Raw genomic sequence first — 11,954 nt, 5'->3', positions numbered from 1 at the left:
TAGGTCTTGAAGTCTGCCCCGGTTCGACCGGGAAACTTGGTACGCGAGGGGACAAATGCCATGCGATGTGGGACGCGCCGAGGCTCGAATGCGGGTCAACCCCTATGGGCCGGGGCGGCTCGTCCTTCCATGATCGGACCCATGCTGACCTTGAGATATTGCCGCCACTCGGCCGGAGAGGTAAAATGAGCAGTCCTGTGCGCCGTATCGTACTGGCCGACGACCATGAGGCCATCCGCCTGGGAGTGCGCTCGGTCATCTCCTCGCATCCCGACTGGCGAGTGGTGGGCGAAGCGGGCGATGGCCGCGAGGCGCTCGAAGTGGTGCGCTCGGTGCGGCCCGATATTGCCATCATCGACTATTCGCTGCCGATGATGAATGGACTGGAGCTGACCCGTGCGATCAAGAAGGAACTGCCCCGGACCGAGGTGCTGGTCTTTACGATGCACGACCGCGAGGACGTGCTGGCCGAACTGCTGACGGCCGGGGCGAGGGGCTATCTCCTGAAATCGGAGGCCAGCAAGCACCTTCTTGCCGCGGTGGAAGCGCTCTCGCTGCGCCGGCCCTACTTCTCGGGGAATGTCTCGCAGACCCTGCTCGACCGCTTCGTGGAGATGGCCGCGCGCGAGGCTTCGGCCACCGCGCTCACCCCGCGTGAGCGCGAAATCGTTCAGCTGATTGCGGAAGGGCGCCTGAACAAGGAGATCGCGGCGATCCTGGAGCTTTCGATCAAGACGGTCGAAACGCACCGCGCCGCGGCCATGCGCAAACTCGACCTCAAAAGCACCGCGGACCTGGTACGGTACGCGGTGCGCAACAATATCATCGAGCCTTGAAGCGCCACCGGGCCGAAGGGCCCGGGCAGGACTTGGGGCAGGTCATCTCGTTGCAGATGCCCAGCGGACTGCGCACTACCGCCGTAACCGCGGTCCCACGCTCGAGGGGGGAACCCGGACTTCGCCGCCCACTTCGGACATGCGTGCGGCCATGCCGCGAAGGCCCACGCCCAGGCCCGAGACAATGGCCTTGCGGTTCTTGATGCCCACGCCGAAGTCGCGCACGCGCAGGCACAGCCAGTTGCAGGTGCAGTGAAGCCGGATCTCGGCACGATCCGAACGGCTGTGCTTGAACACGTTCATCAGGGCTTCCTGGGCGATGCGCAGGACGGCCAGTTCCATCTCCGGCGGGAAGCCGTCACGGTAGCCACGCACCTTGAAGCGGATGTCGATCCCGGTTCGGGCAGACATGCCCAGGGCCAGGGCCTCCAGCGCGCCGTCGAGGCCGTACTTTTCCAGTTCGGGCGGATGCAGCATGTAGGTCAGGCAGCGCATCTGGTCCTGCAGGCGTGCGACGATCTCGCGCGCACTTCCACCGGACCAGTTCCCGCCCTGTTGATCGGAACAGGCCAGTTCGAACTGGAGTTCGAGCAACAACTGGGCGGTGATGTCGTGCAATTCGCGCGCGATCTGGCGGCGCTCGTCGTTGCGGGCACGCAAGACGTCGAGATGGGCTCCTCTCTCCCCCTTCAGGTCTGAAGCACTCGCTTTCCGCTCGAAGCCGCCCAAGGCGGCTTTCCGGGAATGGACAGCTCTCGTCGCAACAGAATGCATAAGTCCCCTTTCATCCGAAGCGCGATCCAAAGGGTTTGCGGATGTGTGAATTCTTATTTTTGTAACATTTATATTGTTGTGTTTATTTTGTTTTCACATGGGGATCATTTATACAATCGAATTCTAGTGTTAATGGCAAATTAATCTCGGGTCTACCCCTATTCACCATCGCCTCCCGGCCCGCCGCGCACGATGCAGCGAAAGCCGACGTGGCTGGTGGAGGTGTCGATCGGCTGGGCGTGCCGGGCCGCAGGGCGGTAGCGCCGGCAGTAATTGGGGGCGCACAGGTGCGAGCCGCCCTTCAGGACCTTTCGCGCGATCCGGATGCCGGGCATGGCCGGATCGTAGCTCTCTTCCTGTGGTCCGCCGAGCGGGTTGCGCGGCGCGCAGCACCCTTCCTTGTCGGCGTGCCCCTGGTGGCTTTGCGAGTAGAAGTCGCTGGTCCACTCCCAGACATTTCCGATCAGGTCATGAATCCCGTAAGGGTTGGCGGGGTAGGTGCGTACGGGTGACGTGCGCAGATAGCCATCCAGCAGCGTATTCTCGTTGGGAAACGCGCCCTGCCAGGTATTGGCCTGCGGGACCCCGCCGGGGATGAGTTCGTCGCCCCAGGCGAATTCCGCGCGGTCGAGGCCGCCGCGGGCGGCGAACTCCCACTCGGCCTCGGTCGGCAGGTCCTTGCCAGCCCACCTGGCATAGGCACGGGCGTCCTTGTAGGCGATGTGTACGACCGGGTGATCCTCCAGACCTGCAAGATCGGAGCCTTCGCCTAGAGGCTGTCGCCAGTTTGCGTCGCGCCTGTAATCCCACCACTGCGAGATGTCGCGGAGCGAAACAGGCCGGCGTGGGGGCTCGAACACCAGCGAGGCGGGAGTGAGAAGTTCGGGCAGGGCTCCGGGATAGTCTGCGGGGTCGGGCGCAATTTCGGCGAACGTGACGTGTCCGGTTGCCTCGACGAAGCGGCGGAATTCACGGTTGGTGACCGGGGTCGCATCCATCCAGAACGCATCGACCTGAACCCGGTGGGCCGGCGCTTCCTCGGGATAGTGCTCGTCCGAGCCCATCCAGAACGTCCCACCTTCCAACCGAACCATGTCTCTCAGATCGGGGCTTGTGCTCTGATCCACCTGATCTCTCCTCGGACGCGTGCATTAGTCGGACAATGCACGGCCATCGATTCCGGGGATATCGGGAGGACTTGAAGGTCGGTATCGGTATAAACCCTGAGTGTGCATTTTTGCTCAGAACCGCACGCCGGTGGTCGCGAGCACGCGCGTCGAGGTGGCGCCTGCCTGGATTTCCGCCTGTAGCGAGAGGTGGCGATTGAGCTCGAAGTTGAAACCCGTCACCAGGGCGTACGGGTGGCTCGTCTCCATCCCGACCTCGTAGCGCAGGTAGAGCGCCTCGCCGTCCTCGAAGACCGGGCCGCTGGCCACGACGCCGCGGACAGTGGTGTCGAGGTCAAAGTAGTTTCCGCCCACATAAGGGGCGAAATAGGTGTCCTCGCCCAGGCGGAAGCGGGGACCCGCCCGCAGGCCGACATTGGTCGACTTTACGTCGGAGCGCTCCTTGGACGAGATGCTCACGGTCTTCGCGATCGAGCCGAGCGCGAACCAGTGTTCGTTGCCGTAGACGAGCAGCGTGCCCAGTGTGACGGTGGTGTTTTTGACCTTGGTCTCGACCGGGAGGTGGACCGTTCCGCACGGGCGCGCGGGGCGGCAGAAGGGAAAGGGGATGACCGCATCGGCGTCGATGTCGATGTCGATACGGTTGGTGCCGCGCACCTTGCCGATCGAGGCGAAGACGTTGACCCCGGGAAAGACCCATAGATCGGCCTTGAAGCCGAGCATGCGGTTGTCGCCCTCCAGCCGGCTCGTGGTGACCGAGGGCAGGGGGAGCATGTTTGCATCCGGCTCCGGGGCCGCTCCCTTCGCCACGGCGGCCGAGAGGTCGTGCGAATTGAAGTTGGTCGTGTTCCATACCATCAGCATGCCCAGGCCATAGGGCTCGGGGATGCGGTAGCCCCGGGCCCGCGCGGCGTTGCCTCCCAGGGGGAAGAGGCGGCGGCGTGGTTCCTGCGGTTGGTTCGCCTCCTCGACCTCGACCTCGACCTCGATCCCGGACACGGCCCGGGCTTCGGCTTCGAATTCGTTGGTGGGGGCGGCCGGGCCGACAGCGCCCTCGTCCAGGCCCTGCGCCAGGGCGGGAAGCGGTGCGCCGATCAGGCAGGCGGCGAGCGAGACGAGCGCTATGCGGTGCAACATGGCCCGAGCATGGCGGGCACGGACGTCTGCGGCCATCGGGGGAAATCCTGAGGCGGGGTGCATGCGCGCCCGAACCGGACCGGGATGTCATGTCCCGGCCATGGGGGAACACCCGATGGCCGCCCCGCTGGAGGCCGGGCTAGTCTGCTTGCGACCACTACGGTGCGGGGAGCGCGATGAGGACAGGGCGGCAGGTACGATTTCTGGGGGCGGGCATCGCGCTGGCCGGTGCGCTGGTTCTGTCGGCCCCGCTCCGGGCGCAATCCGCAGACCTCGCCAGGGAGATCGACGCGCAGGCGGATACGCTGCAGGCGATGGATGAGGAGGGGGAGCCACAAGAGCCCGAGGAGGGAGGAAAGGTTCGCTTTGTCAAGGACTTGCTGATCGCGCCGATCCCTGTTTCCAATCCGGCGCTCGGCACCGGCCTCGCCGTGACGGGCGTGCTCTATTACAACCCGAAGGACGAGCCGACGCCCTGGGTGACAGGTGTCGGGGCCGGGTATACCAGCACCGATACCTGGGGGGCGGGTTTCTACCACCAGATGTCCTTTGGCCAGGACCGGTTCCGGGTCGCGGCGATGGGCGGGTATGGCGATGCCCGGCTCAACTTCTACGGCATCGGCCCCAATGCCGGGGATGCGGGCGTTTCGGTCGACCTGCGCAACCGGGGAACTTCGGCCTATCTCGATGGCGAGGTCCGGCTCTTCGACAAGGGGCTGCTCTCCAACCTCCATGTCGGCGCGCGCGTGAGCTACCTGCGCATTCGCTCGAGCATCGGCATTCCGACACCGGAGCGCCCCGACCTGAACCTGCCCACCATCGAGCGGCGCAGTACGGTTTCGGCCATCGGGCCCTCCTTCACCTTCGATACCCGCAACCATCCCTTCAATCCCAGCAAGGGGGTCCTCGTCACGGGGACCTGGATGTTCGGGGCCGACTTTCTCGGCAGCGATTTTGAACATCGCAAGCTGGAGATCCTGTCGACGGGCTACTTCTCGCTTACCGACAGCACGGTGCTCGCCGTGCGCAAGACGGCCTGTGCGGTGAAGGGCAATGCGCCGTTCTACGACTTGTGCATGTTCGGCAAGAATGGGGACCTACGTGGCTACGAGGCGGGGCGTTACCGCGACGGGGCCACCTGGGCGTTCCAGCTGGAGGTGCGCCAGCGCCTCACCCCGAAGCTGGGCGTGGTCGGGTTCGCCGGTGTCGGCGGCATTGCCGCATCGAGCGGGGATATCTGGAAGCACAGCCATACGCTGGCCTCGGGCGGGGCAGGCCTGCGTTACCTCGCATCCAAGGCCAACAACGTGAACCTGCGCTTCGACGTGGCCTGGGGCAAGGACGGCGCGGCGTACTACTTCGGCATCGGTGAGGCGTTCTAGGCGCGCGCGTGGGGAACGATCCACGCCGTGCCTGCGGGTAAATCCGGATTCGCCGCCGGGCCTGGCATCCTAGGCTGTCCACGATCCCATAGGAGTGGAGAGATCGTATGATGAAGTGGGCATGTCACCGGCCTCTGGCCCTCGTCCTGGGGATGGCGGGCCTTGCGCTCGGGGCTCCGGGCGCCGAGGCGACCGAGAGCGGAGCCTCGCTCTACCTGCTGGGATCGGGTGGCCCCGGGACCGCGGTGATGCCCCCGCTCGAAGGGGTCTATTTCGACAAGATGGTCTGGGTCTATGACGGCTCGGCCGAGGCGAACCGGCGTATTCCGGTCAATGGCAATATCACGCTGGGCCTCGACACCACGATCGTTGCCGACTTTACCACTTTGCTTGCGGTGCCTTCGACCAATTTCCTGGGAGGGACGCTGGCGGTGGGCGTCACCATGCCGCTGGGCGCGCCGATCATCGATGCCGAGGGGATTTTGACAGGGCCAGCGGGCGGGACGACGCTGACAGGCTCGCTCCATGACAGCGCGCTCACCACCGGGGACCCGGTGGTCCTGACGCAACTGGGGTGGCAGGCGGACAAGCTGCACATCCAGGTCTCGACGATGACCAACGTGCCGATCGGCCACTACCGCGAGAGCGGCCTTGCCAACCTCTCGCTGCACCGCTGGGCCGTCGATGGCTCGCTCGCCCTGAGTTGGCACGACCCGGAGAGCGGCTGGGATATCAGCGCCAAGGCCGGGTACACGGCAAACGGCGACAACCGCGATTCCGGCTATGACAGCGGGGATGAGATCCACATCGAGGGCGCCATCGAGAAGGCGCTTTCGCCCAAGTTCTCGCTGGGCGTCCAGGGCTATTACCAGAAGCAGGTCAGCGATGACCGCGGAATGCTGGGGCCTTCCGGGGCGAGGTCGTCGCGGTGGGCGCGACAGCCGCGACAACCGTGATGATGGCTGGCGTTCCGGCCACCTTCCGGGGGCGCATCATGGAGGAACTCGACACGACCAACCGTCTCGAAGGGACCTCCTTCTGGCTCGACTTCACGGTGCCGATCCACATGAACATGCCTGCGGGCTGACCCAGCCCGGTATCGCGCCGTGCTGCGATGGCGCGTCCGCACGGCGCCCGGCGACTGCGGGTTAATCCCGATATCCGCACGCTCGCGCTTCCCGGAGGATGCGCGGAGCAAAGCCACTGCCAGAGGAAATTTCGACATGAAAAGAGCCCTATCCGTTGCGAGCGGTGCGCTTCTGATGCTGGCGGCGCCGCTCGCCCAGGCGCAGGAGGACGAGGCGGTCTCGGTGGCAGGCGATGCGCCGGCCGAACAAAGCTCGAGCGCGGGGCTCGCCGAACAGCTCGCCAATCCGGTCGCCAACCTCATCTCGGTGCCCATCCAGTTCAACTACGACTGCTGCTACGGTCCCGCCGACGGCGACCGGCTTACCGTGAACGTGCAGCCGGTCATCCCCTTCTCGGTCGGGGAGGACTGGAACCTCATCACCCGTACCATCGTACCCATCATCACCCAGGGCGAGACGGTGCAAGGCGCGGGCGGGATGAGCGGCCTTGGCGATGTGGTGCAGAGCTTCTTCCTCTCGCCCAAGGAGGCGAAGAACGGGCTGGTCTGAGGTGTCGGGCCGGCGATCCTCTATCCCACCGGGAAAACCGGGTTCTCGGCCGAGAAGTGGGGCGCGGGGCCGACCGCGGTCGTGCTCAAGCAGGGCGGGGGCATGACCTACGGCCTCCTTGCCAACCACATCTGGTCCTTTGCGGGCGATTCCATCGAGCCGGGCGTCAGTGCCACCTTCATCCAGCCCTTCGTGACCAAGACACTGCCCGATTCCACCGCCTTCACGATCAACACCGAGACCACGCGCGACTGGAAGCGCGACACCTGGACGGTGCCGATCAACTTCGTGGTGAGCCATGTCTACACGGTCGGCAAGCAGCCGATCAGTCTGGCGGTCGGCACGCGCTACTACGCCGAGCGGCCCGAAGGCGGCCCGAACTGGGGCGCTCGTTTCGTCGCCACCTTCCTGTTTCCGCAATGATCCCGATTGGCCGGGAGGTGACCGGCCGGGAAGGGATGGCGCGGCAAGGGTCAGACCTCCGGGCACTCAGGAGTTTCCCCGATGGGGAGAGGGCGCGGGCGCGGCGATAGTCGTTGGGCTGGAACACGATCCGGCAAAAGGGGCGGACCGCGCACGATCCCGGACCGGTCCGGGGCGTTCGCCCGGTATGAGGAAGGATGTACGTCTATGTTCAAAGCGAACTTGCGACACGCCGCGCTTGCGCTGGCCTGTCTGGCGGCCGGTGCCCCGCACATGGTCGGCGCGCAGGAGGACGCGGAGGCCGAAGTCCCCGAAGATCCCATCGATCCGGCCGCGATGGCCGCACTCGATGAAATGAGCGCCTCGCTCCAGCAGCTGGCCAGCTTCACCGTGACCTCCGAGGCGACGAGCGAAATCGTGCTCGAGGCCGGGCAGAAGATCCAGTTCGGCGCCGATGTCGAGGTCAAGGTGCACCGGCCCGATGCCTTCCGCGTCGTCAGCACGGCCGACACCCAGACCCGCGAGATGTTCTACGACGGCAAGAGCTTCAGTCTCTTCGCGCCCAAGCTGAACTACTACGCCACCTTCGATGCCCCGCCGACGATCGGCCAGACCATCGACAAGGCGCGTACCGAGTTCGGCCTGGAAGTGCCGCTTGCGGACCTGTTCATCTGGGGGACCGACCAGACCATGCGCAGCCGGATCCTGGGCGCGATGGTCATTCGCCCCGAGACCATCGGCTCGCGGACGTGCATGCACTATGCGTTTCGCCAGCAGCGCGTCGACTGGCAGGTCTGGATCGACTAGGGGCCCGTCCGCTTCCCTGCAAGCTGGTCATCACCAACCGCGACGATGCCGCGATGCCCCAGTACACGGCGGTCCTGACCTGGGATACGACCACCCCGGTCAGCGCGGCCGAACTGGCCTTCACGCCGCCCGCAGGCGCTACGCCCATCGCGATCAGCGAAGTTCCCGAAGTCGAGGAGACGGCGCAATGACCTCTCGTGATCCCATGCGCGTGCTGGCTTTCGGCACGCTGTCCATCGCCCTGGCCGCTTTGCCACTCCCCGCACTCGCGCTCGATGCCGCGACGCGCGCTGCGCACGTGGCCACCCCCCTTCCGGTGGCGGCCAGCGACGCGCCGGGCCAAGCCGCACTCATGGCGCCGCCGCGTGGACGGCCGAGCCACGGGGGCGGCAACCGGCCCAATCACAACCGGCCGAGCCACAATCGGCCAAGCCATGGGCACCGTCCCCCCGCGCGCGGCAGTTCGCACGTGACCATCAACCACTACGAGAACAACAGCCACCACGGCGGCTGTGGTGGGATCGATCGTGCGCAGCGTTCCGCCCAACTGCAGCACGGTGATCGTGAACGGCATCAGCTACTCGCAATGCGGGAACACCTGGTACCAGCCCCAATACGCGGGTTCTTCGGTGCAGTACGTCGTGGTCAATCCGCCGCGCTGATACGTTGAGGCGCGGGGCCGACAGGCGCAGTAGGGGAACGCGATGAGCTTCCTGTTCGTGCTCAAGCTGGCGCTGGCTTCCAGCATCATGCTGATGGTCTTCGCGCTGGCGCTGCGGGCCCGCGTCGCGGACCTGGGCTACATGGTGGCGCACTGGCGCGAGGGGCTGGGCGCGCTGGCCGCCATGTACCTTGTCGTCCCTGCCGTTGCCATCGTCCTGGCGGGGTGGCTCGACATTTCGCCGGACGTGAAGGTCGCGCTTGTCGCCATCGCCTTCTCGCCCCTCCCGCCGATCCTGCCCGCCAAGCAGCTCAAGATGGGGGCGAGTGCCGGCTATGCGACCGGGCTCCTCGTCATGGCGACCTTCGCCTCGATCCTGATTGCCCCCTGGGGCATGCCGGTCGCCGCCGCGCTGCTCAAGGCCCATGCGCATAGCCTGACCCCGATGAGCGTGGCTGCGCCCTTGCTCGTGACGGTCCTGATCCCGCTGGTGCTGGGCCTCATCGCGAGGCCCTTGCTGGGCCCCCATGTCGACAAGGTCGGGGGCAAGGCGAGCCGGGCAGGGACCATTCTGCTGCTGCTGGGCGTGGTGGGACTATCCGCGGGGCTGATCCCGGCGATTTCGCACGTTATCGGGCAGGGCACGCTGCTGGTTCTGGCGCTGGCGGTCGTGGCAGGCGTGCTCGCGGGCTACCTGCTGGGCGGCAAGGAGGTGGGCAACCGCAAGGCGCTGGCGTTGGCGGCCGCCTCGCGCCACCCGGGCGCGGCCATTGCCATCGCAACGCACAGCTTTCCGCACGCGGCCCAGGCACCTGCGGCGATTGCGCTGGCTGCGATCGTCTCGGGCGTGGTCTGCGTGCCGCTCCTCAAGCTCATGGAGCGGCCCTGAGCTTTCGTCCCGTTCGGTTCAGAACGAGGCCTGGAGGACGAGCGCGGGGCCGTTCATCTTGTAGCGCACGCGCCCGCTCCAGGCGTCCTTCTCGATACCCAGACGGTAGTCCACGTAGCGGTAGGCCACCCCCAGCGCGAGGTTGTCGAGAACGCGGTAGTTGAGCCCGGCCTGCACGTTGACGAGCTTGCCGTCGTAGTCCTTGATCTTGAGCGAGAGGTAATCCACCCGGCCGTTTGCCTCCAGGCGCGGGGCTACCTGCCAGGTGCCGAACAGGCCGACCGTGGGCAGAGGGGCGAAGACCTTCTTGACCCGGGTCGTCGCCTGCACGGCATCGTTTCCGATCGCCGCCTCGCCCGACAGCGAGATGCGAAAGTCCGTTGCGTGGAGGCCCAGGGCCGCGCCGATCTCCAGATCGGGCTTCTGGACGAAGGCATAGCCCACCGTGAAGCGGTAGACGTCGCTCTCGAAGCTGCTGCCGATGCTGGCCGACGCGGGGTAGGTGGTGCCGTCGAAGACGATGTCGCGCGCGATCCCGATCTCGCCGCTGCGTTCCAGGCGGAAGAAGTCGGCGCCCACGATCACCTTGCCCAGGCGCGAGCCGAGCGAGACGGCGGGAACGACCTCGTTACGGTCGAGCGCGAGGTCGCGCTCCATGTCGATGTCGGTGCCGATGGCGCTCTGCGTGTTGGCGGTGGCCCGCACCTTGGTGTCGACCTTGGGGTAATAGGCCTGGAGGTTGATCCAGTAATCGTCGGCCAGCGTCTGGGCCTGGGCTGGCACCTGCCACAGCGCCGAGGTCAGCACAGCGCCTGCGAGCGCTGTGGCACGTCGGGCGCGGCGGGCCCCTGGCTGCACGTTGTGATCCATCTCATCGTCCTCCCGGCGCCCGATTGCGCCCTTGCCGCACGCCCTGCGGTGAAGGGGCACTCTAGCGTCAGGGGACGGGATGGCTCATCGGGGTTTCTCCCAAGTCCAACTCGGGGTGATCCCGCAATTGGCAGGCTTTGGGCGCGATGCGCACGCACCAGACGGCGGCACCGCTTCATGGCAAGTCTTTGCAATACAGTCGCCTCTTGCCAAGACAAGGCGTCGCGCAGCGCGTTCCGTGCCGTGCGGGGAAGGCAGGAGGGGGGCGCGCGTCAGTCCGCCCTGCCTGCAAGAAAGGCGGCAAGCGCGGCGCCGGTGGCGTCGGGCTGGTCCTGCACGGGAAAGCCGCTGGCGTCGGGCAGGATGACCGAGCGCACGTCGCGAAGCTGGGCTTCGGCCTCTTCACGATAGATCAGGAAGAAGCTGTCGCGTTCGCCATAGAGAAGCAGCGTCGGGGCCTCGACCTGGCGCATGAGGGTGGGAAAATCCGTGAGGGCGACACCGCGCTCCTGGGGGCGGATCCAGCGTCCGGCGATGCGGCGGCTGGTGTTCTGTTCGGCGGCAATGCGCGGCGCATCGTCGAGGTGGAAAACCGCCCTCGACAGCGCGGCGGGGCAGGGGAGGGGATCGCCTTCGGGGGTGAACATTCCGGCCTGTCCGGCTTCCTTCTCCATGACCTCGTCCCAAGTGCGCGCGGCGCCCAGAACGCAGGAGGGAAGGGCAAGGCGCTCCACCATCTGCGGGCACAGCGCGGCGAGCGCAACAGCCACGCATCCGCCGAGCGAGGTTCCGGCAAGGTGGACCTTGGCAAACCCCATCGTGCGTCCCAGCTCCTCCAGTGCGCCGCGCACAAGCATCGCGGTTTCGTGTACGCTCTGGACCTCGGGCGGCGCTCCGTCCCAGGTCGAGGCGCCGTGTCCGGGCAGGTCGATGGCTATGACCATGCGGTCCCTGGCAAGCGCTGGCGCAACCCCGCGCCAGTCGGCGACCCAGCCCCCCAGCTTGTGGAGGAGTACGACCGGGGGCTGGTCATCGGGCGCGCCGAGCGTTGCATAGTGCAGCCGGCCACCGGCGCGGCGTACCCAGCCATGGCTGTCCCAGATGTCGGGCGGAGGCGGAGCGAAGGCGATGTCGGAAGCGGAATTGGCCATGGCGCGTGTGGTGAACCCTCCTGTCGAGGCCAGGGCACAGGCGCCGCCGATGAGACGGTTCAGTGTTCGACGCGTGACCATGGCGGGCATTTCCTCGTGCGGTGTGCGGGATGGACGGGCAGGCTCCCCACAGGTGGACGCCGGGTCGAGCCGCCGCATGGTGCCTATCCGCGTGCCGAGAAGTGGCAAGCGTCGGGCTTCGCTCCGGCGCATCTATCCTAGGCTGCGCGAACACGGCGCACGGCAGGCAGGGGAAGCAA

Annotated in this window: 15 protein-coding genes; 10 read left to right on the top strand and 5 right to left on the bottom strand. The window is 66.4% G+C overall.

Annotated features, from left to right (window positions below; all coding sequences use genetic code 11):
* The first annotated feature begins 185 nt into the window (after positions 1–185).
* Complete coding sequence (locus MBENS4_RS00405; RefSeq protein ID WP_039387993.1) at positions 186–836, top strand: response regulator; 651 nt, start codon at positions 186–188, stop codon at positions 834–836.
* Between the two features lie 75 nt (positions 837–911).
* Here MBENS4_RS00405 and MBENS4_RS00400 read toward each other — a convergent pair whose 3' ends face one another.
* From MBENS4_RS00400 to MBENS4_RS00390, 3 genes are all read right to left on the bottom strand, one after another.
* Positions 912–1,496 (bottom strand): sensor histidine kinase, encoded by a 585-nt coding sequence (locus tag MBENS4_RS00400; RefSeq protein ID WP_039387991.1) that lies wholly within the window; start codon positions 1,494–1,496, stop codon positions 912–914.
* A gap of 272 nt (positions 1,497–1,768) precedes the next feature.
* Complete coding sequence (locus MBENS4_RS00395) at positions 1,769–2,704, bottom strand: formylglycine-generating enzyme family protein (protein WP_052321904.1); 936 nt, start codon at positions 2,702–2,704, stop codon at positions 1,769–1,771.
* A 147-nt stretch (positions 2,705–2,851) separates the two neighbouring features.
* The gene (locus MBENS4_RS00390) at positions 2,852–3,910 is read right to left on the bottom strand and encodes a hypothetical protein (RefSeq protein ID WP_052321903.1); all 1,059 of its coding nucleotides are present in this window, start codon (positions 3,908–3,910) and stop codon (positions 2,852–2,854) included.
* A gap of 140 nt (positions 3,911–4,050) precedes the next feature.
* Between MBENS4_RS00390 and MBENS4_RS00385 the strand changes: the two genes are divergently transcribed.
* The 9 genes from MBENS4_RS00385 (at position 4,051) to MBENS4_RS00365 (ending at position 9,673) form a co-directional block, all read left to right on the top strand.
* The gene (locus tag MBENS4_RS00385) at positions 4,051–5,256 is read left to right on the top strand and encodes a BamA/TamA family outer membrane protein (RefSeq protein ID WP_052321902.1); all 1,206 of its coding nucleotides are present in this window, start codon (positions 4,051–4,053) and stop codon (positions 5,254–5,256) included.
* Positions 5,257–5,363: 107 nt separating this feature from the next.
* Positions 5,364–6,212: a SphA family protein gene (locus MBENS4_RS00380; RefSeq protein WP_242404720.1), complete on the top strand. Its 849-nt coding sequence runs from the start codon at positions 5,364–5,366 to the stop codon at positions 6,210–6,212.
* A complete protein-coding gene (locus MBENS4_RS27115; protein ID WP_255352630.1) occupies positions 6,212–6,343 on the top strand; it encodes a hypothetical protein in 132 nt (43 codons plus the stop codon). Before MBENS4_RS00380 ends, MBENS4_RS27115 begins: the two co-directional genes overlap by 1 nt.
* Positions 6,344–6,479: 136 nt before the next feature.
* Complete coding sequence (locus MBENS4_RS26025; protein ID WP_199904320.1) at positions 6,480–6,893, top strand: hypothetical protein; 414 nt, start codon at positions 6,480–6,482, stop codon at positions 6,891–6,893.
* 102 nt (positions 6,894–6,995) lie between these two features.
* Positions 6,996–7,316 carry a hypothetical protein gene (locus tag MBENS4_RS26020; RefSeq protein ID WP_199904319.1) on the top strand — a complete coding sequence of 107 codons (321 nt, stop codon included), beginning with the start codon at positions 6,996–6,998 and terminating at the stop codon, positions 7,314–7,316.
* Between the two features lie 207 nt (positions 7,317–7,523).
* Positions 7,524–8,123, top strand: coding sequence for a DUF2092 domain-containing protein (locus MBENS4_RS27110; protein WP_052321901.1), 600 nt, complete (start codon positions 7,524–7,526; stop codon positions 8,121–8,123).
* A 53-nt stretch (positions 8,124–8,176) separates the two neighbouring features.
* Entirely contained in the window at positions 8,177–8,314 is a 138-nt protein-coding gene (locus MBENS4_RS27105) for a DUF2092 domain-containing protein (RefSeq protein WP_255352629.1), read from the top strand.
* 336 nt (positions 8,315–8,650) lie between these two features.
* Positions 8,651–8,785 carry a hypothetical protein gene (locus tag MBENS4_RS27100; RefSeq protein ID WP_255352628.1) on the top strand — a complete coding sequence of 45 codons (135 nt, stop codon included), beginning with the start codon at positions 8,651–8,653 and terminating at the stop codon, positions 8,783–8,785.
* Positions 8,786–8,827: 42 nt separating this feature from the next.
* Positions 8,828–9,673, top strand: a complete 846-nt coding sequence (locus MBENS4_RS00365) for a hypothetical protein (RefSeq protein WP_039387988.1) — start codon at positions 8,828–8,830, stop codon at positions 9,671–9,673.
* A gap of 18 nt (positions 9,674–9,691) precedes the next feature.
* On the opposite strand, the gene MBENS4_RS00360 is transcribed toward MBENS4_RS00365, so the two are convergent.
* Entirely contained in the window at positions 9,692–10,543 is an 852-nt protein-coding gene (locus MBENS4_RS00360) for a hypothetical protein (RefSeq protein ID WP_052321900.1), read from the bottom strand.
* Positions 10,544–10,815: 272 nt separating this feature from the next.
* Positions 10,816–11,775 (bottom strand): alpha/beta fold hydrolase, encoded by a 960-nt coding sequence (locus MBENS4_RS23790; RefSeq protein WP_052321899.1) that lies wholly within the window; start codon positions 11,773–11,775, stop codon positions 10,816–10,818.
* Positions 11,776–11,954: the final 179 nt, after the last annotated feature.

This window comes from Novosphingobium sp. MBES04, from assembly GCF_000813185.1.
GTDB lineage: Bacteria > Pseudomonadota > Alphaproteobacteria > Sphingomonadales > Sphingomonadaceae > Novosphingobium > Novosphingobium decolorationis.
The sequence above is the reverse complement of the archived record's forward strand: the minus strand, read 5'-3'. Positions and strand labels throughout refer to the sequence as shown.